This window comes from Leifsonia sp. Root1293 (assembly GCF_001425325.1).
Lineage (GTDB): Bacteria > Actinomycetota > Actinomycetes > Actinomycetales > Microbacteriaceae > Orlajensenia.
Genome location: NZ_LMEH01000001.1, coordinates 1302047 through 1326238 on the forward strand (window position 1 = coordinate 1302047; position 24192 = coordinate 1326238).

At 68.3% G+C, this 24192-nt stretch carries 24 protein-coding genes; 8 read left to right on the plus strand and 16 right to left on the minus strand.

Annotated features, from left to right (window positions below; genetic code table 11):
• Window positions 1-2 precede the first annotated feature (2 nt).
• Together ASC59_RS06085 and ASC59_RS06090 are read left to right on the plus strand one after the other, a co-directional pair.
• Complete coding sequence (locus tag ASC59_RS06085; protein ID WP_055819583.1) at window positions 3-668, plus strand: DedA family protein; 666 nt, start codon at window positions 3-5, stop codon at window positions 666-668.
• Window positions 669-678: 10 nt separating this feature from the next.
• Window positions 679-1419, plus strand: a complete 741-nt coding sequence (locus ASC59_RS06090; protein WP_055819586.1) for a DedA family protein — start codon at window positions 679-681, stop codon at window positions 1417-1419.
• 126 nt (window positions 1420-1545) lie between these two features.
• On the opposite strand, the gene ASC59_RS06095 is transcribed toward ASC59_RS06090, so the two are convergent.
• The 4 genes from ASC59_RS06095 to murI all read right to left on the minus strand — a co-directional run bounded on the left by ASC59_RS06095 (window position 1546) and on the right by murI (window position 4830).
• Window positions 1546-2454, minus strand: a complete 909-nt coding sequence (locus ASC59_RS06095) for a cation diffusion facilitator family transporter (RefSeq protein WP_055819589.1) — start codon at window positions 2452-2454, stop codon at window positions 1546-1548.
• Window positions 2455-2582: 128 nt separating this feature from the next.
• On the minus strand, window positions 2583-3185 hold the full coding sequence (gene rdgB, locus ASC59_RS06100; protein ID WP_055819592.1) for an RdgB/HAM1 family non-canonical purine NTP pyrophosphatase: 603 nt from the start codon (window positions 3183-3185) through the stop codon (window positions 2583-2585).
• Window positions 3185-3946 (minus strand): ribonuclease PH, encoded by a 762-nt coding sequence (gene rph, locus ASC59_RS06105; RefSeq protein WP_055819596.1) that lies wholly within the window; start codon window positions 3944-3946, stop codon window positions 3185-3187. The genes rdgB and rph overlap by 1 nt, the downstream gene beginning before the upstream one ends.
• Window positions 3947-4011: 65 nt before the next feature.
• Entirely contained in the window at window positions 4012-4830 is an 819-nt protein-coding gene (murI, locus tag ASC59_RS06110) for a glutamate racemase (RefSeq protein WP_055822911.1), read from the minus strand.
• 39 nt (window positions 4831-4869) lie between these two features.
• Here murI and ASC59_RS06115 point away from each other — a divergent pair, with 39 nt between their 5' ends.
• Window positions 4870-6192, plus strand: coding sequence for a nicotinate phosphoribosyltransferase (locus ASC59_RS06115; protein WP_055819599.1), 1323 nt, complete (start codon window positions 4870-4872; stop codon window positions 6190-6192).
• Window positions 6193-6235: 43 nt separating this feature from the next.
• On the opposite strand, the gene ASC59_RS06120 is transcribed toward ASC59_RS06115, so the two are convergent.
• From ASC59_RS06120 to ASC59_RS17580, 3 genes are all read right to left on the minus strand, one after another.
• Complete coding sequence (locus tag ASC59_RS06120; RefSeq protein WP_055819602.1) at window positions 6236-6523, minus strand: DUF3039 domain-containing protein; 288 nt, start codon at window positions 6521-6523, stop codon at window positions 6236-6238.
• A 72-nt stretch (window positions 6524-6595) separates the two neighbouring features.
• Window positions 6596-8170 (minus strand): hypothetical protein, encoded by a 1575-nt coding sequence (locus ASC59_RS06125; RefSeq protein WP_055819605.1) that lies wholly within the window; start codon window positions 8168-8170, stop codon window positions 6596-6598.
• Complete coding sequence (locus ASC59_RS17580; RefSeq protein WP_235492590.1) at window positions 8146-10137, minus strand: ABC transporter ATP-binding protein; 1992 nt, start codon at window positions 10135-10137, stop codon at window positions 8146-8148. The genes ASC59_RS06125 and ASC59_RS17580 overlap by 25 nt, the downstream gene beginning before the upstream one ends.
• Window positions 10138-10391: 254 nt before the next feature.
• On the opposite strand from ASC59_RS17580, the gene ASC59_RS06135 reads away from it, so the two are divergent.
• The 3 genes from ASC59_RS06135 (at window position 10392) to ASC59_RS06145 (ending at window position 12828) form a co-directional block, all read left to right on the plus strand.
• Entirely contained in the window at window positions 10392-11084 is a 693-nt protein-coding gene (locus tag ASC59_RS06135; RefSeq protein ID WP_055822918.1) for a phosphocholine cytidylyltransferase family protein, read from the plus strand.
• Between the two features lie 149 nt (window positions 11085-11233).
• Entirely contained in the window at window positions 11234-12040 is an 807-nt protein-coding gene (locus tag ASC59_RS06140) for an ABC transporter permease (RefSeq protein ID WP_055819609.1), read from the plus strand.
• The gene (locus ASC59_RS06145; protein ID WP_082513431.1) at window positions 12040-12828 is read left to right on the plus strand and encodes an ABC transporter ATP-binding protein; all 789 of its coding nucleotides are present in this window, start codon (window positions 12040-12042) and stop codon (window positions 12826-12828) included. Before ASC59_RS06140 ends, ASC59_RS06145 begins: the two co-directional genes overlap by 1 nt.
• A gap of 28 nt (window positions 12829-12856) precedes the next feature.
• On the opposite strand, the gene ASC59_RS06150 is transcribed toward ASC59_RS06145, so the two are convergent.
• Window positions 12857-13459 carry a hypothetical protein gene (locus ASC59_RS06150; RefSeq protein ID WP_055819612.1) on the minus strand — a complete coding sequence of 201 codons (603 nt, stop codon included), beginning with the start codon at window positions 13457-13459 and terminating at the stop codon, window positions 12857-12859.
• A gap of 79 nt (window positions 13460-13538) precedes the next feature.
• Here ASC59_RS06150 and ASC59_RS06155 point away from each other — a divergent pair, with 79 nt between their 5' ends.
• Window positions 13539-14483 carry a hypothetical protein gene (locus tag ASC59_RS06155; RefSeq protein WP_055819615.1) on the plus strand — a complete coding sequence of 315 codons (945 nt, stop codon included), beginning with the start codon at window positions 13539-13541 and terminating at the stop codon, window positions 14481-14483.
• A 34-nt stretch (window positions 14484-14517) separates the two neighbouring features.
• Here ASC59_RS06155 and ASC59_RS06160 read toward each other — a convergent pair whose 3' ends face one another.
• From ASC59_RS06160 to ASC59_RS06190, 7 genes are all read right to left on the minus strand, one after another.
• The gene (locus ASC59_RS06160; RefSeq protein ID WP_055819618.1) at window positions 14518-15807 is read right to left on the minus strand and encodes a CDP-glycerol glycerophosphotransferase family protein; all 1290 of its coding nucleotides are present in this window, start codon (window positions 15805-15807) and stop codon (window positions 14518-14520) included.
• 54 nt (window positions 15808-15861) lie between these two features.
• Entirely contained in the window at window positions 15862-16737 is an 876-nt protein-coding gene (locus tag ASC59_RS06165) for a glycosyltransferase family 2 protein (protein WP_055819623.1), read from the minus strand.
• Window positions 16724-17554, minus strand: a complete 831-nt coding sequence (locus ASC59_RS06170) for a CDP-alcohol phosphatidyltransferase family protein (protein ID WP_235492591.1) — start codon at window positions 17552-17554, stop codon at window positions 16724-16726. Before ASC59_RS06170 ends, ASC59_RS06165 begins: the two co-directional genes overlap by 14 nt.
• Before the next feature lie 2 nt (window positions 17555-17556).
• Window positions 17557-18612 carry a glycosyltransferase family 2 protein gene (locus ASC59_RS06175; RefSeq protein ID WP_055819630.1) on the minus strand — a complete coding sequence of 352 codons (1056 nt, stop codon included), beginning with the start codon at window positions 18610-18612 and terminating at the stop codon, window positions 17557-17559.
• Window positions 18613-18730: 118 nt separating this feature from the next.
• Window positions 18731-20419 carry a S1C family serine protease gene (locus ASC59_RS06180; protein WP_055819633.1) on the minus strand — a complete coding sequence of 563 codons (1689 nt, stop codon included), beginning with the start codon at window positions 20417-20419 and terminating at the stop codon, window positions 18731-18733.
• Between the two features lie 117 nt (window positions 20420-20536).
• Window positions 20537-21343 carry a hypothetical protein gene (locus tag ASC59_RS06185; RefSeq protein ID WP_157487933.1) on the minus strand — a complete coding sequence of 269 codons (807 nt, stop codon included), beginning with the start codon at window positions 21341-21343 and terminating at the stop codon, window positions 20537-20539.
• A gap of 68 nt (window positions 21344-21411) precedes the next feature.
• The gene (locus ASC59_RS06190; RefSeq protein ID WP_157487934.1) at window positions 21412-21984 is read right to left on the minus strand and encodes a hypothetical protein; all 573 of its coding nucleotides are present in this window, start codon (window positions 21982-21984) and stop codon (window positions 21412-21414) included.
• A gap of 146 nt (window positions 21985-22130) precedes the next feature.
• On the opposite strand from ASC59_RS06190, the gene ASC59_RS06195 reads away from it, so the two are divergent.
• Entirely contained in the window at window positions 22131-23327 is a 1197-nt protein-coding gene (locus ASC59_RS06195; protein WP_055819643.1) for an aminotransferase class I/II-fold pyridoxal phosphate-dependent enzyme, read from the plus strand.
• 38 nt (window positions 23328-23365) lie between these two features.
• On the opposite strand, the gene ASC59_RS06200 is transcribed toward ASC59_RS06195, so the two are convergent.
• Window positions 23366-24190, minus strand: coding sequence for a carbon-nitrogen hydrolase family protein (locus ASC59_RS06200; RefSeq protein ID WP_055819645.1), 825 nt, complete (start codon window positions 24188-24190; stop codon window positions 23366-23368).
• Window positions 24191-24192 lie beyond the last annotated feature (2 nt).

The window sequence follows — 24192 nt, forward strand, 5'->3', positions numbered from 1 at the left end:
CCGTGCTCCGCACGGCGGCACTCGACGGCCAGCTCACCGACCTGCTCGGGCAGGTCGGTGTCGTGGTCTTCTATCTCGTCGTGTGGGGACTCGTCTTCGCCGGTACCGCCCTCTTCGTCGGCGTCTTCGTTCCGTTCGTCACGGGCGACTCCCTCCTGTTCGCCTCGGGGATCATCGCCGCCGGAGCATCCGGAGTCGACATCTGGATCCTCGCGATCGGAACCGGCATCGCCGCCTTCCTCGGCGACCAGGTCGGCTTCCTGCTCGGGCGGCGTTACGGCCGCCCGTATCTCGACAGACGCGGCGGTCCGCGGATGCAGGGGGTCATCGCCCGCACCGAGCACTTCTACCGCACCTTCGGCTGGTGGTCCGTGGTCATCGCCCGGTTCATTCCATGGGGTCGAGTCTTCGTGCCGGTGATCGCTGGCGTCGGGCGCATGGGCTACGCCCGGTTCGTCACGGCGAACATCGTCGGAGCCCTCGCCTGGGGCGTCGGCATCACAGTGATCGGCTACTACGCGGCGTCCATCCCCGGGGTGAGGGTGCTGGCCTACGTGATCGCCGGCGTGTTCATCGCGGCGTCCATCGTCGCCGGCATCAGGGCATGGCGTCTGGAGCGAGCCGATCGCGCAGCGTCTGCACAGACTGACGTCTCCTCGGCCCAGTAGACTGCGGCGCATGCACACCGCCCTGATCCCCTGGCTCGACCCAGAGACCATCATCGCCGGAGCTGGCCCCTGGGCCCTGGTGGTGGTGTGCGCGATAGTCTTCGCGGAGACCGGCCTGTTGGTCGGCTTCCTCCTCCCCGGAGACACGCTGCTCGTCATCTCCGGCCTGCTCACGCATACCTCACTGGTGTTCGGAGTCGACATCTGGTGGGTCTGCCTCGCCATCGCCGTGGCAGCGTTCCTCGGCGGCGAGGTCGGCTATCTCATCGGCCACAGATTCGGGCCACGGGTCTTCGAGAAGAAGGAATCCGGCCTCTTCAGCGTCAAGAACGTCGAGCGCACGAACGCCTTCTTCACCCGCTTCGGCGCGCTCGCGGTCATCCTGGCGCGTTTCGTGCCCATCGTGCGCACCTTCGCTCCCGTTGCCGCGGGAATCGGCCACATGGACTACCGCAAGTACTCGGTGTACAACGCGATCGGCGCACTCATCTGGGGCGCCGGCCTGACCTACTTCGGCTTCCTCATCGGCTACATCCCGCCGGTCGCCGAGTTCGTGCAGAAGTACATCGACATCATTCTGCTGGGCGCGGTCGTGCTCACGCTCATCCCCACCCTCTGGCACTACTTCCACTCCGCCCACCAGGCGCGGAAGGCAGCCGAGGCCGGAGAGGACGTCGTGACGGACGCCGACGAGGCGGCCGAGCTCGCCCTCGACCCCGACGTGTTCGAGAAGCGCCCCGACAGCTTCTAGCCCCGCCTGCGGCATCCGGGGCCATGGCCTCGTCCTGAGAACAGGCCGGATCACCGGAAGCGAGCCGCTACAGGCCGGTTCGGCCTGTCCTCGGTGTTCGGGCCTGTTCTCAGCGGGCGGATGCCGCTAAGCGTGATGCGGCTGCTCGTGCGCCGCGTGCTCCGCGGGCTCGAGCTGGAAGGTGGAGTGCTCCACGTCGAAGTGGTGCGCGAGGCAGTCGCTGAGCTCGTCGAGCAGGCACCCGGAGCGCTCCCCCACGAGCGCCTGCGGCTCCACGACCACGTGGGCGCTGAAGACGTACTCGCCCGAGGTGATCGCCCACACGTGGACGTCGTGCACGTCGACGACCCCGTCGGTGCCGAGGATGTGCTCTCGGATCTCGGCGACGCTCGTGTCCACGGGGACGGACTGGCTGAGCACCCGCACGACGTCGCGCAGCAGCGAGACGGCCCGCGGCACGATCATGATCGCGATGAGCAGCGAGGCGATCGCATCGGCCGCAGCGAACCCCGTCGTGACGATCACGATGCCGGCCACGATCACGGCGATCGAGCCCAGCAGGTCGCCGAGTACCTCGAGGGTCGCGCCGCGCATGTTGAGCGACGTCGTGTCGCCGCGACGCAGCACCAGGTAGGCGACGACGTTCGCGACGAGGCCGATGCCCGCGACGATGAGCATCAGCGACCCCTGCACCTCAGCAGGCCCGGGCTCAATGAGGCGGCGCACGGCTTCGATGCCGACGAACAGCGCAACCACGATCAGGATGAGCGCATTGATGAGCGCCCCGAACACCTCGGCGCGCTGGTAGCCGTAGGTCTGCCGCTCCGAGGCCGGGCGTGAGGCGACGATGGCGGCGACCAGGGCGACGACCAGACCGGTGAGGTCGGAGAGCATGTGGCCGGCGTCGGCGAGCAGTGCGAGCGAGCCGCTCAGAGCCGCGCCGACGACCTCGGCGATGAGCACCACGGAGACGATCCCGATGACGATGAGCAGTCGGGATCTGGTGGAGCTCCGGTGGGAGTGATCGTGGGCCATGGCTCTTCAAGGGTAGGCCGGAACCAAGCCCGATCGGCGTCATCCGCGCAGTTGGGAACGACTCCGGGAATCGTTATCAGCAGCGGCAGCCAGCGTCCCACGCGACCGCGGGTCTGCCGCGATCCGCCTCAGACCAGGCGCTGCAGGATCGGGATGGCGGCCGAGAACGCCCGGGCCCGGTGGCTCTCGGCGTTCTTCACCTCCGGCGCCAGCTCCGCGGCGCTCACGTCGTGGCCATCGGGCACGAAGATCGGGTCGTAGCCGAAGCCGTGGGCACCGGACGGCGCAGCAGCCAGTCGCCCCGGCCACTCGCCGGACGCCACCTCCTCGAAGCCGGGTCGCCCTGCGGCATCCGGGGCCACGATCGCGATGGCACACGTGAAGTGCGCCCCACGGTGCGGCTCGGCGATGTCGCTGAGCTGGGCGAGCAGCAGCTGGAGGTTCTCGGTGCTGTCGCGACCGCCGGCCCAGCGCGCCGAGAAGATGCCGGGGGCACCGCCCAGGATGTCGACGCAGATGCCCGAGTCGTCAGCCAGTGCCACGAGGCCGGTGTGAGCCGCTGCCGCGCGCGCCTTGATGAGAGCGTTCTCCGCGAAGCTCACGCCGTCCTCGACCGGCTCCGGCCCGTCGTAGGCGACCACCGTGATCGACGGCATGACAGCACCGAGGATGCGCTGGAACTCCTCGACCTTGTGCTGGTTGTGCGTGGCCAGCACCACCTCGAGCGTCATCAGGCGGTGGCGGATGCCGCGTCGCCGACGGGAGCGAGGGCAGCGTTCTGCAGGTCGCGCAGGGTGGCGCCGCCGGCGACTCCGAGGTCGAGCAGTGCGTCGAGCTCGCGCCGGTCGAACGGCGCGCCCTCTGCTGTCCCCTGCACCTCGACGAAGAGGCCGCGCCCGGTGACGACGATGTTCATGTCGGTCTCGGCGCGCACGTCCTCCGTGTAGGCGAGGTCGAGCATCGGCGTGCCGTCGATGATGCCGACCGAGACGGCCGAGACGCTGTCGATGAGCGGCTTCGCCTTCTGTCCGATGAACTTGTGCTGGCGGCCCCACTCGATGGCGTCGACCATGGCGACGTAGGCACCGGTGATGGCGGCGGTTCGCGTGCCGCCGTCGGCCTGCAGCACGTCGCAGTCGATGACGAGGGTGTTCTCGCCGAGGGCCTTCATGTCGACGACGGCACGGAGGCTCCGGCCGATGAGACGGCTGATCTCGTGCGTGCGGCCACCGATCCTGCCCTTGACGGACTCGCGGTCCATGCGGCTGTTCGTCGAGCGCGGCAGCATCGAGTACTCGGCAGTGACCCAGCCCTTGCCCTTGCCCGCCATCCAGCGCGGAACGCCGTTGGTGAACGACGCTGTGCAGAGCACCTTGGTGCGTCCGAAGGAGATGAGGGCGCTGCCCTCGGCCTGATCGCTCCAGCCGCGCTCGATGGTGATGGGACGCAGGTCGTCGGCGGCGCGGCCGTCGACGCGGATGAGGTCTGTCACGGTGGATTCCTGTCTGTGGGTGTCGAACGGATGCGGCAGGCGAGGCGGGAGCCTCGGCACGCCTGTCAGCGGATGATGTGCATGGTGCCGGTCTGCACGAGGTCGACGGCATCGATGTCGCGGCCGATGAGGCGATGGGCGAGATCGAGGAAGGCACTGACGCTGGGCCCCGTTGCCTCGTAGTGGTAGCTGGGCGGTGTGCTCGCCGTGCGCTCGAGCTGCTGGGAGACGAGCACGCGATAGACGTCGTTCGCGGTCTCGGTGTCGCTCGAGACCAGGGTCACCTTCTCGCCCATCACGTAGGAGATCGCGCCCCGCAGGAACGGATAGTGGGTGCAGCCGAGCACCAGGGTGTCGATGTCGGCCTCGCGCAGCGGGGCGAGGTACTCCTCGGCGACGGCCAGCACCTCGGCACCGGTGGTGACGCCCGACTCGACGAATTCGACGAACCGGGGGCACGCCGCCGTGAACAGCTCCAGTTCGGGGGCTGCGGCGAAGGCGTCCTCGTAGGCACGCGAGTTGATGGTTCCCGCCGTGCCGATGACACCGACGCGCCGATTCTGCGTGGCGGCCACAGCGCGGCGCACTGCGGGCTGGATCACCTCGACGACGGGAACGCTGTAGCGCTCGCGAGCATCGCGGAGCATGGCGGCGGATGCGGTGTTGCAGGCGATCACGAGCATCTTCACGCCCTGGTCGACCAGGTCGTCGAGCACGTCGAGAGCGTAGCCGCGCACATCGGCGATCTTCTTCGGGCCGTAGGGAGAGTGCTCGAGGTCGCCGATGTAGAGGATCGACTCGTTGGGCAGCGCATCCTTCACCGCGCGGGCCACGGTGAGGCCGCCCACGCCCGAGTCGAAGATTCCAATCGGCGCATCCGTCACGACGTGCAAGCTTAGTCGTGCGGGATAGGGTGATCTTTCGTGACCAGCTCCTCCGCGCTCCTCACGGACCGCTACGAACTCACCATGCTCGACGCCGCCCTTCGCAACGGCACGGCTCATCGCGAGTCGATGTTCGAGGCCTTCGCGCGCCGCCTGCCGGCCGGGCGCCGGTACGGCGTCGTCGCCGGCACGGGCAGGCTCCTCGAGGCGATCAGCCGGTTCCGGTTCACGGATGCCGAACTCGAGTGGCTGCGCGCCGCCGAGGTGGTGCATCCGTCGACCCTGGACTGGCTGGCGAACTACAGGTTCACGGGCACCATCTGGGGCTACCGCGAGGGTGAGGCCTACTTCCCGGGTTCGCCGCTGGTCATCGTGAACGCGACCTTCGCCGAGGGCGTCATCCTCGAGACGCTGATCCTCAGCATCCTGAACTCAGACTCGGCCGTGGCCAGCGCCGCCGCCCGCATGGTGTCGGTCGCCCTCGGGCGCCCCTTGGCCGAGATGGGGTCGCGCCGCACGAACGAGTACGCCGCCGTGGCCACCGCCAGGGCCGCCTACATCGCCGGCTTCAGCGCCACGAGCAACCTGGAGGCCGGTCGCACGTGGGGCGTGCCGACCATGGGAACCGCTGCGCACTCCTTCACGCTGCTGCACGACACCGAGGAGGACGCCTTCAGGGCTCAGGTCGACGCTCTCGGTCCTGCGACGACACTGCTCGTCGACACCTACGACGTCGAGAAGGGCGTCGAGACCGCAGTGTGCGTCGCCGGCACCGGCCTCGGAGCCGTGCGCATCGATTCTGGCGACCTCCCGTCAGTGGTGGCATCCGTTCGCGAACAGCTCGACAGCCTGGGCGCCGTCAACACGAAGATCACCGTGACCAGCGACCTCGACGAGTACCTCATCGGCGCACTCTCGGGCTCCCCCGTCGACTCCTACGGCGTCGGCACCTCGGTCGCCACCGGCTCGGGCTCCCCCACCGCCGGCATGGTCTACAAGCTCGTCGCCCGTCGCGGAGACGACGACGAGTGGGTGTCGGTGGCCAAGGCGAGCGCCGAGAAGGTCAGCGTCGGCGGCCGCAAGACGGCCGTCCGACGCATCGATTCGACCCGCACCGCCCGTGAGGAGATCGTCTACCTCGGCGACGGACCGGACGGCGAGCCCGAGGGCGCCCAGGACGAGTCCCGCGAACGCCCGCTCCAGGTCACCCTCATGCGTGACGGGGTGGCCGATCCCGCCTTCCTCGGCGTCGCGGGCACGAAGGCCGCGCGGGATCACCGGGCGGCTGTGATGCAGGAACTGCCGATCGAGGCGTTCCGGCTGGGTGCCGGCGAAGCGGCGATCCCGACCGTCTACAGATAGGCGTCGAGATTCGCGGAGAGCCCCGTCCGGCGGCTGAAGACGCCTACTCGGCCTTCAGCTTCTCGTAGATCTCCTTGCAAGTGGGGCAGACCGGGAACTTCTCGGGGTCACGTCCCGGGGTCCACTTCTTGCCGCAGAGAGCCTTCACAGGCTTGCCCGACAGGGCCGACTCGAGGATCTTCTCCTTCTTCACGTAGTGCGAGAAGCGCTCGTGGTCGCCGGGTTCGATCGACTCCTGCTCGAGCAGCTCCTCGAGCTCGCGGTCGAGGGTGGACGTGCCGCCTCCGGGTTGCCCCGGGTCGGCGATGCTCGCACGGAAGGTTTCACTCATGGGTTCCAGTGTAGAACGCCCGAGGTCCCATCTGCGGGGTCGGATGCAGCATCGCAGCAGCTCCGCCGGATGCTACGCCCGGATCGCAGACGCCAGGATCTCGGGGCCGCGCCGCGTGAAGGTGTGGGCGCCCCAGGTGACCCCGAGCACGAGCGCGACCACGCCGACCCCGACGCCTTCGATGAGCGTCGCGATGTGCCAGGCGGGGTCGACGAACAGCGCGAGGTATCCGAACACCAGGGCCGGAAGCGTGAGCACCAGCGCCACGAGGAAGGTGAGGGACTGCACCGCCGCGGCGGCCGTGCCCGACGACTGCGGCTGCGCAAACGGGCTCGCGCCGGGCTTCGGCACCGGGTACGGGAACCGGGCCGACGTGTAGCTGGAGCATCCGAGCCCCACCAGGAACAGGCTCGCACAGACGCCGATGAAGGAGGGCAGCACGCTCCAGTCGCGATAGAGCAGCATGCTCACGATCGTGCCGAGGGCGATGAGCGGGATCGAGAGGAAGAACGCGGGTACCAGCCGGCCGATACGATCGGCGAAGCCGCTCACTCCCGACGCCACGTGCAGCCACACGGCCGTCGAGTCGTAGGCCACGTCGTTGTGCACCGTCCATCCGAGGAAGATGCACATCACGGGAACCGGAAGCAGCGCCAGCACTCCTGTCGGGACCTGCACGGCGGCGAGCGGCACGACGAGCAGTACGGGCAGCACCGGGATCATGATGAGCGACACCCAGTACCGGGCATCCCTGATCCAGTACGTCAGCGAGCGGGCAGCGACAGCGCCGGTGGCGCCGGGCAGCATCTTGTCGAACCAGCCGAGACCGTGGTACGCGTGCGACTGGGTCTGGCGCCCGGGGGTGACGAGCGTCTTCGCGACGAGCGCCTGCCAGGCCAGCCAGAGCAGCCACAGCGTCGCGAGGGCGATGAGCAGCTTCAGAACGGCTGCGCCCCACTGGCCGGCGGCTGCATCACCGGGAATCGCCCACATCGCGCCGAGAGGCGTCCAGGAGAGGATGGCGCTCACCTCGCGCACGAGACTCCGGCCCGACGTCGCCCAGTCGACCTGGGCGAGCAGCACGATGATCGGCGAGATGAGTACCAGGACGAGCACGCCGAGCACGCCGCTGACCTCTCGGGCGCGGCGGGTGGCGAGGAACAGGCTGGCGAGCGAGGTCGAGACCCTGGACAGCATGATGCAGGTCGCCAGGGCGAGCACCGCCGCGACGAGCGCGACGATGGTCTCACCGAAGCCGCGCGTCCAGGTGACGACGAAGCCGACGAGGGTGATCGCCAGCACCAGCGCCGGCACGCCGACGAAGGCCGCCAGCGCGAGTCCGAGGGAGAGGTCGCGGTTGCGGAGGCCGAACAGCGAGAACCGCCGCGGATCGAGGGAGTCATCCGAGCCCATGAACAGCGGCACCACGATGAATCCGACGGTGACGATCGACCCCACCAGCACGATGCCGTCGCGGAGGAACTCGACGTCTGGGGCGAAGCGCAGGCCGATGAGCAGTGCCATCAGGAAGAAGGCGATGCCGAGACCGTAGATGAGGCCGACGATGATGCCGACGATCTGCCACGGGCCGCGGCGGAACAGGTTGCCGAAGAGCCGGACTCTCAGTCCGAGAAGCTGTGCAACCATTCCATCCCCTCTGCTACCTTGCGGCCTCCGGCCAGCTCGACGAAGCGGTCTTCGAGTCGTTCGCCGTCGCGCACCTCGTCGAGGGTGCCCGCGGCCAGCACCTTGCCCTGCACGATGATGGCGACGCTGTCGCACACGCGCTCGATGAGGTCCATGCCGTGGCTCGACAGCACGACAGTGCCGCCCGCAGCGACGTAGCGCTGGAGGATCTCGATGAGGTTGGCGGCCGAGACGGGGTCGACGGCTTCGAAGGGCTCGTCGAGCACGAGCAGCCGCGGCGAGTGGATCATGGCGCAGGCGAGGGCGATCTTCTTCGTCATGCCGGCCGAGTAGTCGGCGACGAGACGGTTGATCGCCTCCTCCAGCCCGAAAGCCGAGACGAGATCGGCCGAGCGGGTGCGAACGGTCTGGGCGTCGAGCCCGCGCAGCACGCCGGAGTAGTAGAGCAACTGGGCGCCGGTGAGCCTGTCGAACAGCCGGAGCCTGTCGGGAAGCACTCCCGTCATGTGCTTGGCCTTGACCGGCTCCTTCCAGACGTCGACGTCGTGGACGACGACGGTTCCGGCATCCGGTCGCAGCAGGCCGGTGACCATCGACAGGGTCGTGGTCTTGCCTGCTCCGTTCGGGCCGACGATTCCGTAGAACGAGCCGGTGCGCACCTCGAGGTCGATGCCCGAGACGGCCTGGGTCGCACCGTAGCTCTTGGCGAGGCCCGAGATGCTGAGCACGACCGGGGCGGATGCCGCGGGCGCCTTCGTCGCGGCTGGCAGCTTGCGGGTCGCCCGCTTCTTGCGTGCCGCGGCCTTCGCTGCGGCGGCTGCGGCCTTCGCCTCGTCCTCGTCGATCTGCTCGATCGTGAGCTCCTCGATGAGCTCGAGCTCCGCGATCGCCGCCGCGGTGTCCTCGATGCTGAGCTCTGCCGGTGGGGCGTCGACGATGCCGATGGCGACGAGTTCGTCTTCGGCCGAGATGTCGGGCTCCGTGGGGAACTCGGCCTCCGAGGCCTCGATGACGGCCGTCTCGTCGGAGGTCTCCGGCGATGACGCCGCAGAATCCGATGACCTGGACGCGGACGTGGCCTCGGCCGGTTCGACCACCGTGTCGGTCTGGGCGTCGGTCGTGGCGTCCTTGTCGGTCGCCGACGGATGCCGCGGCTCGGCCGTGGCCGTGTCGCGCGCGACCTGGGCTGCAGCCACCGTCGGCGCCGCCTTCGCCGGCGGAGCCTTGGGCGCGCGCACGGGGCGCTTCCGGGGCGCCGTCGTGGCCTTCGCCGGCGGCGTCGAAGCGTTCACTGTGGCGTCGTTCGCAGCCGTGTCGTTCGCGGTCGTGTTGTTCGCAGTCGCCGTCTCCGCGGTGCCGGCTTCGGTCTCAGCGGTCGCGCTGGAAGCGGCGTCCGTTGCTGCGGCGGCCTTGGCGGCGGCGGCGGCCCGCGCCGGAGTGCTCGTGGAACGTGCGGGTGCCTTCTTGGCAGCAGTGGTCTTGGAGGCAGCTGTCTTCGAAGCGGCGGTCTTCGAAGCAGCGGCCTTCGAAGCGGCCGCCTTCGAGGCTGGAGTCTTCGAGGCTGCTGCTGTTCCGCCGGTCGCCGAGGTCGTTCCGGACGCACCGGTCTTCGGCGCGGCAGGCTTCCGCGGAGTGGCGGCCTTCCGAGCAGCGGGCCTGGAGGCGAGACGGGCAGTCGATTCCGAGGCAACGGCATCCGATGCCGCGACAGATCCCTCGTCGTCGGTCGTCTGCGGGGCCCCAGCAGTCTTCTCAGCGCCGGAATCAGACGCGCCGGACGTCTTCCCGGACGACGCGGGCTTGCGCGCGGCCGGGCGGCGGGCAGCGGGCTTGCGTGCGGCCTGCGATGTCCCCCGAGAGCGTGCGGCGTCGCCGGAATCATCCGTCGCGGAAGCACCCTCGATCACGGCCTCATCGGCCTTCGCCCCCTGGTCGTGCGGGTCTGGGAATCGCTGCGCAGAACTCACGGAGCAAACCTACCAACTCCCCTGCGACAGCCGAACGGCAGATGACGCCCGTCCCTGTGAATACGCTCAGCGACAGGTCACAATCGAGGCACGCCGTCCCCCGTGTCTGGCCCCCGACCGACCCGGCACGATAAGGTGAACCCGGGCATAAAGGCGTGTCTTCACATACACGTGTGGGTGAACCGTGAGTGAACGTCCGATGGAGGATGTTCACGAAACGTACGGTCGACCCGAATTCCATCGAGGAGATCACTATGACCACCCAGGTCGTCATTCTTGCCGCAGGCATGGGCAGCCGCCTCGGCCGCTCCCTGCCGAAGCCGCTGACCGAGCTCAGCGACGGACGCACCATCATGCAGCAGCAGTTCGACAACATCGAGCACGCCTTCGGCCGCAACGCCAAGGTCACGATCGTCGTCGGCTACAAGCTCGAGCACATCATCGAGGCCTTCCCCGACGCGTCGTTCGTCTACAACGAGCAGTACGACCAGACCAACACGTCGAAGAGCCTGCTGCGCGCCCTCCAGGCATCGCAGCCCGGTGGAGTGCTCTGGATGAACGGCGACGTCGTCTTCGACCCGACCGTGCTCGACCGCGCAGCGATGATGATCGCCCGCGACCAGTCCTTCGTCACCGTGAACCACTCCAAGGTCTCCGACGAGGAGGTCAAGTACACGATGAGCGCTGAGGGCTACATCAAGGAACTCTCCAAGACGGTCAAGGGCGGGCTCGGCGAGGCTGTGGGAATCAACTACATCTCCAGCGCCGACAAGGCCACCTTCATCCGCCACCTCACCAAGGTGAACGACCAGGACTACTTCGAGCGCGGCCTCGAGCTCGCGATCGAGAAGGAGCGCATTCTGGTCGAGCCCGTCGACATCACCGACCTCTACGCTGTCGAGATCGACTTCGCCGAAGACCTGGAGCGCGCAAACCACTTCGTGTGATCGCCACGACAGGCCAGATCGGCTGAACGTCACGAAAGCAGGCCCAACGGGCCTGCTTTCGTCGTTCCGGCCTGCTTCCGGCCCCGGATGCAGCTGAGCACCGCGGCGCCGGGCGGTGCGAACGGGAGCACCATGCGCGGGCGCATACGATGGAGCGCGTGAGTTCCTACGCCGAGTCGCGCCCCCAGTGGACCCCGTTCTCGCGCTACCGCCACTCCCTCTGGCTGCTCACCCGCCGCGATCTGCGGGTGCGGTACTCCACGTCGGCCCTCGGCTACGTCTGGTCGATCCTCGATCCCCTGCTGATGTCGGCGATCTACTGGTTCGTCTTCACCGTCATCTTCGAGCGCAGCGTCGGTGCCGAGCCCTACATCGTCTTCCTTCTCACGGCGCTGCTCCCGTGGATGTGGTTCAACGGCACCATCTCAGATTCGACGCGTGCCTTCCTCCGCGAGGCGAAGCTCGTTCGCTCCACCACGATCCCCCGCACCATCTGGGTGAACCGCATCGTGCTCTCCAAGGGCATCGAGTTCGTGGCCTCGCTTCCGGTGCTGGCACTGTTCGCGATCTTCTCGGGCGCTCAGGTCAACATCGACCTGATCTACTTCCCGCTCGCGATCCTTTTGCAGGCGGTGCTGACCGTGGGCATCGGGTTGATCGTGGCGCCCCTCGTGGTGTTCTTCCGAGACATCGAACGCGCGGTCAAGCTCATCCTGCGCCTGCTCTTCTACGCATCGCCGATCATCTACGGCACCACCGACCTGCCAGCCGACCTCCAGGTGTGGGCGGCCTTCAATCCGCTCTCCGGCATCTTCGGCCTCTACCGGGCCGGCTTCTTTCCGGATCAGCTCAACTGGTTCGACGTCGGCGTCTCCGCCCTCGTCTCCAGCGCGTTCCTCGTCGTCGGTCTCCTACTGTTCCGCCGTCTCGAGCGCTCCGTCCTGAAGGAGATCTGATGAGCGACTCCGCCATCGACACCGGCTCCGGCGCCGCCCAGATCGACATCAGAGTGACGGATGCCGGCATCAGGTTCCGACGCAACAAGCGCGGCCGTCGCAACTTCAAAGACCTCTTCGCCGGGCGTGCCCGCCGCAGCAGGCCGGGCGAGTTCTGGGCGCTGCGCAACCTGTCGATCGACGTGCACAAGGGCGAGGCCATCGGGGTTGTGGGGCGCAACGGCCAGGGCAAGTCCACGTTGTTGAAGCTCGTGGCAGGGGTCATGCTTCCCGATGAGGGAAGCGTGACCGTCCACGGTGGTGTCGCGCCGCTCATCGAGATCACCGGCGGCTTCGTCGACGACCTCACCGTGCGCGACAACATCCACCTCACCGCCGGTCTGCACGGCATGACGCGCAGCATGATCGAGGAGCGCTTCGACGACATCATCGAATTCGCCGACATCGGCGACTTCCTCGACACCCCCTACAAGCACCTCTCGAGCGGCATGAAGGTGCGCATCGCCTTCTCGGTCATCTCCCGCCTCGAGGAGCCGATCATCCTCGTCGACGAGGTTCTGGCCGTCGGCGACAAGGCGTTCCGCGAGAAGTGCTACGCCCGGATCGAGGAACTCCTCGCCGGCGGACGCACCCTGTTCTTCGTGTCGCACAACGAGCGCGACCTGCGTCGGTTCTGCACCCGTGGCCTCTACCTCGACAAGGGCAAGCTCGTGCTCGACGGACCCATCGGCGACGTGCTCGACGCCTACAACGCGGACTACGGAACCCCCAAGCCCCCGAAGGCCTGAACCCGCCCGCCGAGATCCCGCGGCCGGCTCAGACCAACGGATCGAGGCCGGCTTCGGCGCGCAGCTCCTGAGCCTCGTCGTCGAGACCGTCGAGCGGCTTGCCCGCGTCGCGTCGCGCCCGGAACCGGCCGCTCAGGAAGGTGAGGTACTGCTCGGTCGGCGCGAGGCTCGCCGTGGATGCCCGCCGAGCTCCGATGGTGTTCCAGCGTTCGGCTCGAGCGAGGTCGCCGTTCAGCTCGAAGGTCTCCGCGATCATCAGCACGATGTGAAGGCCGGCATCCGGAGCCGCTCTCACCTCGTCGGCGAGGGCGACCGCACGATCGGCGTCGCCGCTCGCGAAGGCGAGGGAGATCAGCGTGGGACGCGCTCCGAACGGCTCGGCGGACGGGTGTGCCGCTGCAGTCTCGGCCAGTCGGCGGGCGTCGTCGAGGTCACCGGCCATCTCGAGGTGCTCGGCCCCGACGAGCAACAGGTGCGCCCGCGTGATGCCGTCGTCGACGTCGAAGGCGGCTTCATCCGTCGCCCAGGCCGTCACGGTCTCGGCGACCGCGCGATGCTGGTCAGGCGTCGCGACGGCACGGGGCGCGCGGCGCTCGAGGCCCTCGATGGATTCCCAGGTGATGAGCGTCATGTCTCGAATCTAGTGACACATCATGTGGCCGTGCGCAAGGAGGGGAATCCCCCAGCCTGCGGCAATAGGCTCGTCCCCTATGGCACGCACACCGAAGCCCATCGTCTCCTCCACCGGCGGCACACCCGTCGGCGGCGAGCTTCCGCCGCGGCTGCTCCGCACGATCGACTTCGGCCTCGGCGTGCAGCGACCGGTGGTGCTCGCCCACATCCGCAGCATCCGTCGACGGAATCCGGATGCCACCCCGGCTCAACTCGTGCGCATCCTCGAGCGTCGCTACATGGCCGCGACCACGACCGGCGGCGCGGCCGTCGGTGCCACAGCCGTCATCCCGGGTATCGGCACCGGCATGACGATCGTCCTCTCGGGCGTCGAGACCGCCGGCTTCCTCGAGGCCACCGCCCTCTACGCGCAGTCCGTGGCGGAGGTGCACGGCATCGCCGTGTCCGATCCCGACCGGGCGCGTGCACTCATCATGACGATGATGCTCGGCTCGGAGGGCTCGAACCTCGTGCGACAGCTCGCCGGACAGGTGAACGGCACCGGAGCAGGGCGCAACGCTTACTGGGGCGAACTCGTCACGGCGAATCTCCCGCGTGCGCTCGTGGGGCCGTTGGCCGACAGACTCAAGTCGATGTTCCTCCGCCGGTTCGCCGTGGGTGCGGGGGCCAGCGTATTCACCAAGGCGATCCCCTTCGGCGTCGGTGCCGTGATCGGCGGTGTCGGCAACCGCATCGTTTCCGGGCGCGTCGTGCAGTCGTCGCGGCTGGCCTTCGGCATGGCCCCCGAGAGCCTCCCGCGCGAGCTGGAACCTCACGACATCGTGGTCACGGACTCGCGCGGCAACATCGCAACGCGCGCCATCGGCGGAGTGCACGGCGGTGTCTCGCGCGCGAGCAACGCGATCAATGGGCGGATGCGGGCCATCCGGCCCCGCCGCAAGAGCGCGACGGCGACGGATGCGGCACTCGAACCCGACCCGCTCGACGACCTGTTCGGCGAACCGGACTCAGACCCGCGCTGAGTCGGCGGAGCGCCAGCCGGAACGCCATCGCGGCCTACTGCCCGAGGATGCCCGGATCGTCGTCTTCGCCGACATCGTGTTCGTCGACCTCGCCATCGGCGGCGTGCAGTGCGGCATTGCGGTCCCACTCGTCCATGAGATGCTGCACGGCGGCGTGGAAGCGCGCGGTGGCCGCGCCGGGGGTCGCGTCGCCGAAGTAGCGTTCCACCCACACCCGCAGCCGCTCGCGTGCGTCGTCGCCGTGCGACAGCTCGTCGACGAACTCGACGATGTTCGGGGCGTCCGCCGCCGTCAGCCACTCGCAGTCGGACAGGTAGCCGCCGGTGTCGATCTCCGCTGCTGGGTTCACCGGGCGGGTGATCATCAACGGCTTGCCGGTCGCCAGACGGTCGTAGACCATGGCTGAGATGTCGACGACCGCTACATCGGCTGCCGCGAGCTGCCAGCCGAGGTCGGCACCCTGATCGAAGATGTGCTGCGCTGTCTGGTCTGACGCATTGGCCTGGGCGATCATCCGGATGATCTCCCGGTTGGCAGCCCCGTAGGCGTCATCGACGACTCCGGACCGCGGATGCGGTCGATAGATCACCCGGTGCCGCCCCGTGGCCAGCAGCGCGCGGACGAGTGCGACACCGTGCGTGGCGACGGATCCGTAGGCGGCAGCGGCCCGGTCGCCCTCCCATGTAGGCGCGTAGAGCACGACGTCACGGGCATCGGGCGTGTACGGCAGCTCGCCCGAGTAGTGGTCGGCCTGCGGACGCCCGATGGGCAGCGCCCGTTTCGCGAAGTCGTAGTCCCACAGCACCTTGTTCAACCGCGACAGGGCTGCGTCGCCGGCGACCAGCGCGTAGTCGTAGGCCTTGAACTGGTTCGTGGTCATGTACATCTTGTCGCTCTCACCATGGTTGATGAAAACGTGCCAGCGGCGCCCGTAGCGCATCATCTGGAAGTTCTTGGCGTTCTGGTTGACGTAGAAGATGACGTGCAGGTCCTGCTCGTCGATCACCCGCTCCAGGTCGACGACTTTGCGCACGTAGGCCACCGGAACGGGCGCCTCGTCGAGCAGGATCGACGCCGAACCCGATGCCCGGCTCAAGATCAGCACCGGCCAGGTCTTCGACAACTCGGCGAGCGGCTTGTACCACTGCCGCATCTGGTACAGGTTGACCTTGCCGTCGGCGAAGTAGACCGCGATCTTGTAGCGGTGGGGCTCGAGCGGCGGCTTCGCGGCCAGCTTCTGACGCAGTTCCGCCTGGGCGCGGCGGTTGGCGAAGACACCCTTCACGTAACGCAAGCCCAGCTTCGCGTCCTTCATCACACCCACGGTTCCAGCCTACGGGGTGAGGTGAACGAGGGTCGACGACGACGACGGATGCCGTCAGATGACGGGCGGGCGGCCGGCGAGAGTCATGCGCCACACCGTGCGCCAGCGGAGGGGCCGCCGCTCGCCGGCATCCGTTCTCCAGCCCTCGCGCCAGCCGCCCCACCAGGCCCCGAGACCGTCGCGATTGCGCAGCGACCGCAGCACCTGCACGCCGGTCCAGGAGCCGACGTAGAGCGGGATGAAGACGGCGGGCAGGTTGCGCCGGGCCAACCACACCCTGTTGCGGGCGTTCAGCCTGTAGTAGTAGCTGTGCCGCGTCGGGGTGATCACCGGGTGATTCGCCACCAGGTCGCCGGCATACCAGGTGCGCTTGCCCTGGTCCCAGACCCGCCAGGCGAGCTCGATGCCCTCGTGGGCGTAGAAGAACGGCTCGGCCCATCCGCCCGTGGCGTCGAACACGGCGCGGGGAAGGATGATGGCGCCCTCCCAGACCGAGAAGACGTTGCTCGAGTGCTCGGCATCGCCCTTGCGGATGCGCGGGATCCACCGCTTCGGCGGCGTGGTTCCGCTCGGGTCGACGACCCGTGGCTGGATGAGCCCGATCGAGGGGTCGGCACGCAGCTTCGCCACCGCCGTCGCGAGGAAGCCGGGATCGGGCAGGCTCGCGTCGTCGTCGAGGAAGAACAGGAACTCGCCGTCGACTCGAGCGACACCGCGATTGCGGCCGGCTGGGATGCCGAGGTTCTCGGGCAGCGCGAGGGTCGCCACTCCGGCAGGCAGCCCCGTCGGTTCCCATCCGTTGCCGACGCAGACGATGTCGAGGCTGACCCCGGTCTGCTCCTGGAGCGAGCGGATGCCGCGGGCCAGGTCATCGGGACGCGTGCCCTGGGTGAGCACGACGACGCCGACGGTGGGATCAGGAGCGGACACGCTTGGAGGCCATGATCGCGACGAAGTGGCCGATCAACGCGAGGAAGGCGAGCGGAACTAGCACGACGACCAGGATGCGGTCGACCTCCGGCTGCCCGACGAAGAGGCCGATCACGGCCGCGACGAACGCGATCATGGTGAGCTCGACCGAGTGGTACAGCCTGTGGAACGGCACGAAGCGCGCTGCGCGGCGCAGGGTGGCGACCAGGCTGTGCGTCGGTGCGGACTCGCCGTGCGTGTCGGCGAGCTTCGTGAGCCCGGCGTTCGCACGCGCGACGTGCACCATGTCGTTCAACGCCTTGTTCAGGACGATGAGCAGGGCGAGCAGGGTGCCGAGCGTGGTCCAGAGGTAGTCCTCGGGAGTCTCGAAGGGCCAGGCGGCTGCACGGACGCCGAGGGCGATGGGGATGAGCGCCTCTGTGGAGTAGTGCCCCACCTTGTCGAGGAAGACGCCGGCCGGCGACGAGGTTCGGCGCCAGCGGGCCACTTCTCCGTCGCAGCAGTCGACGAGCATCTGGAGTTGACCGAGCACGAGAGCCAGCAGTGCGCCCCAGATGCCGGGGATGAGGAGGGCTGCCGCCGTCGACCAGCCGACGAGGATCATGAGGCCGGTCACGCCGTTGGCCGAGATGCGCGTCTTCAGCAGCATCCAGGTCAGGTAGGGCGAGAGGTCGCGCAGGTACAGCGACGCGGTCCAGTGCTCGGCGTTGCGACGACCGCGCACCTCCGGCGGTTGCGCGACGGCGCGCAGCTCGGCGATCGACGACGGACGCGCCGGACGCTCGGGAGCCGCCGCCGACTCGTGTGGTGCCGCCAAGCTCATCTCCCCGTGTGCGCCGCGATGTTGCTGGTCAACGAGAGATAGCCCGGCAGGAAGCCGAGACCCCAGCAGAAGTGGATGCACGGCAAGACTAGGAGAAACCACAGGGACACGCGAATTCCGGCGCCCCTCGTCGAGAGGATGGTGGCCGCGATCACGAAGAGCGCGTACACGGCCGGCACGGCGAAGCCGACCAGAAGCCACGGCGCGACGCCCACGAGAGCCTGGACGACACCGGCGAGGCCGAGGAGAACGCCGAGCGTGACTCCCACCACCATCACCGGAGGGATGAAGTAGCGCAGGCCGTTGTTGGCGGGGAACCGGCGCGCCAGTTCACCGCGCCACAGGCCGGTGGAGAACATCTGTCGGGCGAGGCGGGAGACGCTCGGCCGCGGGCGGTAGACCACCTTGAGGCGCGGGGTGAACCAGACGGTCTCCCCCGCCAGCCGCAGCCGACGATTGAGCTCCCAGTCCTGGCCGCGCTTGATGTTCTCGTCGAAGAGTCCGACGGCCTCGATGGCGTCGCGCCTGAAGCATCCGAGATACACGGTCTCGGCTGGCCCCTCGGCCCCGCCGACGTGGAACGACGAACCGCCCAGTCCGACCCTGGTCGTGTAGGCGAGCGCGACGGCCTTCTGGAACGGGCTGTGGCCGCGGGCGTCCATGATGCCGCCGACATTGGCGGCGCCGGTCGCGAGGATGGTCTCGACGGCGATGCGTGCGTAGTCCCTCGGCAGGCTGGAATGCGCGTCGACGCGGATGACGATCGGATGCCGGGAGGCACGGATCGCCGCGTTGAGGCCGGCCGGCGTCGAGCCGACCGGGTTGTCGATGACCCTGATGCGCGGGTCCTCGGCTGCCATGTCGGCCAACAGTTCGGTGGTGCCGTCGATGCTCGGGCCGAGGGCGATGGCCACCTCGAATGGGCCGGCGTAGTCCTGTTCGAGCAGGCTCTTCACTGCCGCCCGCACGTGCGTCACCTCGTTGAGCACGGGCATGACGTAGGAGACGCCAGGCAGCAGCTCTGCTGGGCCGCTGGGGGCGTTCTCTGTCATTGCATCCACTCGTCAGACGGTCGATTGAGCCTATCGCAGTGATTCTGGGAACTCCGCAGCCGGAGACCGACGAAGCCGCCGCACCCACGGTGCGGCGGCTTCGTCTCGATCGAGTGGATCAGCCTGCGGTGTAGTCGCCGAGGGTGACCGTGGCTGTCTTGGTCTTCCCGTCGCGAACGAAGCTCAGCTCGGCCTTCTCGCCGCCGGCCAGGTAGCGCACCTGGGCGGTCAGGTCGGTCGCGTTCGAGATCGGCACTCCGTTGAACTCGGTGACGATGTCGCCGGACTCGAGGCCGGCCTTCTCGGCTGCACCATCGGAGGAGACCTCCTTGATGAGGGCGCCGACGACACCGGCATCGGCGCTCGTCGCATCCTGCACGCTCGCTCCGAGCAGACCGTGCGAGGCCGTGCCCTCCTTGATGATCTCCTGAGCCACACGCTCGGCGAGGTTCGAGGGGACCGCGAAGCCGACGCCGATGCTGCCGGACTGGCTGCCCTCAGCAGTGGCTCCGGCGCTGGCGATGGCCACGTTCACGCCGATCAGCTCACCCTTCGAGTTGAGCAGTGCACCGCCCGAGTTGCCCGGGTTGATGGCGGCATCCGTCTGGATGACGGGCAGGGAGATCGTCGACGTGGCCTGCGGCTGCGCCTGCGGCTGTCCGCTGCCGTCATCGGGCAGGTTCCAGAAGTTGAACGGGCTGTCGCCGCCCTGGCCGTTCTCGTCGTTGGGGTCCTGCTGGTCCTGCGTCGAGTCGTCGGGAGCGGCGGAGGACGCCACCTGGATGGACCGGTTGAGTGCGCTCACGATGCCGTTGGTGACGGTGCCGGCGAGGCCGAGAGGCGCGCCGATGGCGATCGCCGAGTCGCCGACGTTGAGCTTGCTGGAGTCGGCGAAGTCGAGGGGCGTCAGGTCCGACGCATCCGTCAGCTTGATGACGGCGAGGTCGGAGACCGGGTCGGTGCCGACGAGCTCGGCGGCGTAGAGGGTGCCGTCGGACATCTGCACCTGGATCTTGGTGTCGCTCGCACTGCCGTCGAGGGTGACGACGTGCGTGTTGGTGAGCACGTAGCCGTCCTTGGAGAGAATGATGCCCGAGCCGGTTCCGGCTCCGCTGTCGGACTGCACCGAGATGGTCACGACGCTCGGCGACGCCTTGGCGGCGACGGCGGTGATCTCGTTGACCGAGTCGGTGTTGTTGACGACGACGTTCTGGGGCTCAGCCGAGGTCGACGACTGGGTCGTGTCGTCGTTGCTCGTCAGGACGGCTGCGACGCCGACTCCCGACGCTCCACCGATGAGGGCACCGGCGATGAGGGCCGCGACGATCGGGAGCGTCGCGCGACGCTTGGTCGCGGTTGCGGCCGGTCCGCCGGCGGCTCCGCCGTTGCCTCCGGATGCTGCAGGCGTCCCGAGGTAGGGCTGCGTGGGCTGGGTCTGCTGGGCGTACGGCTGCGGGGCGGTGCCCGGCGCGTAGACGGTGGCCGCCGGGGCTGCCGGCTGTCCGAACGCTCCAGTGGCCTGGGGGTGCGCACCCGGGTGAGACGCCGCAGCGGGGGCCGCGGGTGCCGGAGTGGCGGGGGCTGCCGCAGCGGGCGGGGTCACGGCGACCGCGGGGGCGGCCGGTGCGACGGGGCTGGTGGTGGCATCCGGAGTCGTGGGCTCGGAAACGACGGGAGCGGTGTGCTCGACAGTCGGCTCGATGACCTCGGTGGGTCCGGTGGGCGTCGTCGCCTCAGGGGAAGTCTGCTCGGGGGCGTTCGTAGCGACTTGCTCCGCTGCGCCGTCCGGGGTGTTGCTCTCGGTCATGGTTGCTCCTTCCAAGCGATATCAGCTTGTCGCCCGTAGCTGTGCGTAGGATTCACAGACGCTGTGAGCAGACTTGCCCGCGCATAAGAGTTCCCTATGACGCACGGCCTCTCGTCGTCAGCAGCCCGGACCCGACGGATTCCGAACGCAATCCCGAGCGACGAGCACGGTCTCGGCCTGCGCCGCCGTGACGATGATGTCGTTCGCCGACACTGTCAGCGTACCGGCGATGGGGCGCCACGGCTGGCCGGCGAAGCTGAATTCGGCCGCATACTCGACGGATGCCCTGACGGTGATGCGCCCCGTCGTCGTGAAAGTGAGGCTCGTGGGCGTCGCCGTGAACTCCGGCACGCCGAGCTGCGCCCAACTCGCACCGCCGGTGCCGCTCGTCGCCACTGCGCCATCGCTCGACGACCAGCCGTAGCCGACGGGCGTGAAGCGCACGCGAGCCGCGAAGCCGAGCAGGGTGCCCGCTTCGACCTCGGTCTCGGCCGCAGTGAAGAAGTTGGCTGGAAGGCCGACGACGGCCCATCCGTCGGGCTCCATTGCCTGAGACGGTGTGGTCGGGCGGAAGGAGGCGATGTCATCGAGGGTGACGACCGTCGGCGGAGTCGGCTCCTGCGGGTTGCAGTCGACGACGGCACCGCAGGTGACCGCACCGCCGTCGCCGTCACCACCCGTGAGCGTGCGCAGGCTCACGTCGACGCCGTCGTCACCCACAGCCGGGTTGATGATCAGGTCGGGCGGAGGTGAGGCATCGCCGCCCCCGGCCCCACCACCGTCACTGTCTGAACCACCACCCTCGCCATCGCTGCCGCTCTCGCCGTGCGCGGTGAGGTCGACGCTGTCGTCTCCGATGGAGCCGGATGCTGACGGCGTGCACTCGTGCAGAACAAGGGCAAGATCGCTGCAGGATCCGCTCATTGAAACCCCGAAGAGCAAACCGGCGAACGCCGTGTGCACAAACAGGACGCTAATCAGACGTAGCATTTTCATTCGCAGAAATTGTCCCCGGTCCAGAAAGTCCGCTCAGAGATCTTCAGCAATGTACTCGGACCCGAGACTGCTATCTGCCAGGGAGTAATCTCGGCTCCGTCGGGGTTTCCAACTTCGACGCCGTCTTCATCAATCGCTCGCACCGCCGACGCGTCATTGCAGACATAGAGAACGATTTCGACTTCATCGCTCGAATAGTCGACTGACTGCATGGCGTCGACTACGAATGTGTTCTCGCCTTCTGTACGTACACCCGCGTTCATGATCTCTTGAGCGTCGGCTATTGCGGTCTCGAGTGCAGATCTGCTCGCGACCGATTCGTAGCGATCGAAACCCTCACCACCGTCCGACCACACGTCGTTCTGTACGTCGACGTACGCCGCATACGCCTTCTCCGCCGCCGCGAGCGCCTCCTCATCGGACGCGAAGACCGGGGTGGGCGCCGGGGTACTGCTGGCGGAGGGAAGTGGTCTCGGCGAGGCAGCACATCCGGTGAGCACGACGGCCGAGAGGCTCGCCGCGAGCAGCAGCGCACCTACGGCAGTCGAGCGGTGCGATGCGGCGCGCATGCAGTCACGGTAGGCCATTCGCGCGGCCCGTCGCGAGAGAAGTCCACAGGAGCCCCCGTCGTCGCCTACCGTGGACGAGAGGAGCATCCGCCGACCCGATGTACGGCGCAATGACTCCGAACACCGACGTGAGAACGAGGAGACCGATGACGGCCGACGCTCCCTGGCAACGCGCAGCACGCGGAGCGGGTCTGCTCGCGCCCGACGGCAGCATCGCGGCCACGATCTTCGCCGAGATGAGCGCGCTGGCCACCCGCACCGGTGCGATCAACCTGGGCCAGGGCTTCCCCGACGAGGACGGCCCGGCCGAGGTGCTCGCCGCAGCACGCGACGCCATCGCTTCCGGCGTCAACCAGTATCCGCCCGGCCGCGGCATGCCCGTCCTGCGTGAGGCCATAGCAGCGCATCAGCTGAGGTTTCGCGGCATCATCCTCGACCCGGAGCGCGAGGTGCTGGTGACGGCGGGAGCCACCGAGGCTCTCGCGGCCACCATCCTCGCGCTGGTCGAGGCAGGCGACGAAGTCGTCACCTTCGAGCCGTTCTACGACTCGTACGGAGCGATCATCTCCCTCGCGCAGGGCGTTCATCGCACAGTCCCGCTGCGGGCGCCGCACTTCCAGCCCGACCTCGACGAGCTGCACTCAGCGATCTCGGGCCGCACCCGCCTCATCATCGTCAACACGCCTCACAACCCGACCGGGTCGGTGTTCGGCGTCGACGTGCTGCAGACGATCGTCGAGCTCGCGCACCGGCACGACGCCATCATCGTGACCGACGAGGTCTACGAGCATCTCGTGTTCGAGGCCGCGCACATCCCGATCGCGACTCTGCCCGGAGGCCGGGAGCGCACTATCAGCATCTCCTCCGGAGGCAAGACGTTCAGCACGACGGGGTGGAAGATCGGCTGGCTCACGGCTCCGCCCGAACTCGTCACAGCCGTGCTCGCGGTCAAGCAGTACCTCACCTACGTCAACGGTGCGCCGTTCCAGCCGGCGATCGCCGTGGGGCTCGGCCTCCCCGAGAGCTTCTTCATCGCGGCTGCCGACACTCTGCGAGCGAAGCGCGACCTGCTGTCGTCGGGGCTGACGGATGCCGGATTCACGGTCTCGCTCCCGCAGGCGGGCTACTTCATCGTGGCGGATGCCGCCCCGCTCGGGCATCCGGACGCCGTCGAGTTCTGCCGCTCGCTCCCCACCCTCGCCGGGGTCGTCGGCATTCCGATCACCGCCTTCGTTCACGAGAGTCGGCGCTCGGAGTACCCCTCGCTGGTGCGCTTCGCCTACTGCAAGCGCACGAGCGTGCTCGAGCAGGCCGTCGCGGGGCTCAGGCGACTGAGCAGCTGAGCGTCTGGACGAGCCGGACCCTCGGCGCCCCAGATGCCTCAGCGCGGAACGACCGCATAGCGTCGAAGCGCGAGTGCCGGGTTGGTGCGGCGCACGGCCGCGATGCGATCGGCGCTGACCCAGGCGACTGCAACATCCGTCGTCTCGCCGATCGTGGCGAGTTCGACTCCCATGGGGTCGATCACGAAGCTGGTGCCGACACCCACCGGCGGCGCGTGATCGGCGGCGGCGAGATAGACGGTGTTCTCGATGGCCCGCGCCGTGGCGAGGGTGCGCCAGTGGTGCTCCTTGAGCGGTCCGCGCACCCATTCGGCCGGAACGAGCACGAGGTCGGCTCCGGCGTCGACGAGCCGCCGGGAGACTTCGGGGAACCGGATGTCGTAGCAGGTCTGCATCCCGACACGGATATCGCCCACCACGAAGGTCTCCGGGTCGCCGATGGCTCCCGGCACGACCCGGTCAGACTCGGTCTGGCCGAACGCGTCGTAGAGGTGCTGCTTGCGGTACGTGGCCACCAGCTCACCGCGCGGGTTCAGCGCGACGAGAGTGTTCGAGAAGCGCGCGGCATCCGTCGTCTGCTCGAGCACGCCGGCCACGATGTGGATGTCGAGCGAAGCCGCGAGATCGCCCAGAGCGCGCACGAACTCGCCATCGAGCGGCTCGGCAGCGTCGACCATGTCCTGGTCGAGTTCCGCCCTGAAGAAGGCCGAGTACTCGGGGAAGACGACGAGTCGAGCGCCTCGGGATGCCGCGAGGGCGGCGAGCCTGCTCATCTCTTCGAGGTTGGAGTCGGCGTCGTCTCCCGGCGCGAACTGCGCAACGGCGACACCGAGTTCGTCGTTGGTCTCGTCGAGAGGCGGCATCC

Bases quoted from the DNA above. Each gene is read 5' to 3' on its own strand.
- ASC59_RS06090 (WP_055819586.1), top strand. From the start codon at position 679: ATGCACACCGCCCTGATCCCCTGGCTCGACCCAGAGACCATCATCGCC.
- ASC59_RS06095 (WP_055819589.1), bottom strand. From the start codon at position 2,454: ATGGCCCACGATCACTCCCACCGGAGCTCCACCAGATCCCGACTGCTC.
- rdgB (WP_055819592.1), bottom strand. From the start codon at position 3,185: ATGACGCTCGAGGTGGTGCTGGCCACGCACAACCAGCACAAGGTCGAG.
- ASC59_RS06120 (WP_055819602.1), bottom strand. From the start codon at position 6,523: ATGAGTGAAACCTTCCGTGCGAGCATCGCCGACCCGGGGCAACCCGGA.
- ASC59_RS06125 (WP_055819605.1), bottom strand. From the start codon at position 8,170: ATGGTTGCACAGCTTCTCGGACTGAGAGTCCGGCTCTTCGGCAACCTG.
- ASC59_RS06135 (WP_055822918.1), top strand. From the start codon at position 10,392: ATGACCACCCAGGTCGTCATTCTTGCCGCAGGCATGGGCAGCCGCCTC.
- ASC59_RS06140 (WP_055819609.1), top strand. From the start codon at position 11,234: ATGGAGCGCGTGAGTTCCTACGCCGAGTCGCGCCCCCAGTGGACCCCG.
- ASC59_RS06145 (WP_082513431.1), top strand. From the start codon at position 12,040: ATGAGCGACTCCGCCATCGACACCGGCTCCGGCGCCGCCCAGATCGAC.
- ASC59_RS06150 (WP_055819612.1), bottom strand. From the start codon at position 13,459: ATGACGCTCATCACCTGGGAATCCATCGAGGGCCTCGAGCGCCGCGCG.
- ASC59_RS06155 (WP_055819615.1), top strand. From the start codon at position 13,539: ATGGCACGCACACCGAAGCCCATCGTCTCCTCCACCGGCGGCACACCC.
- ASC59_RS06175 (WP_055819630.1), bottom strand. From the start codon at position 18,612: ATGACAGAGAACGCCCCCAGCGGCCCAGCAGAGCTGCTGCCTGGCGTC.
- ASC59_RS06180 (WP_055819633.1), bottom strand. From the start codon at position 20,419: ATGACCGAGAGCAACACCCCGGACGGCGCAGCGGAGCAAGTCGCTACG.
- ASC59_RS06185 (WP_157487933.1), bottom strand. From the start codon at position 21,343: ATGAGCGGATCCTGCAGCGATCTTGCCCTTGTTCTGCACGAGTGCACG.
- ASC59_RS06190 (WP_157487934.1), bottom strand. From the start codon at position 21,984: ATGCGCGCCGCATCGCACCGCTCGACTGCCGTAGGTGCGCTGCTGCTC.
- ASC59_RS06195 (WP_055819643.1), top strand. From the start codon at position 22,131: ATGACGGCCGACGCTCCCTGGCAACGCGCAGCACGCGGAGCGGGTCTG.
- ASC59_RS06200 (WP_055819645.1), bottom strand. From the start codon at position 24,190: ATGCCGCCTCTCGACGAGACCAACGACGAACTCGGTGTCGCCGTTGCG.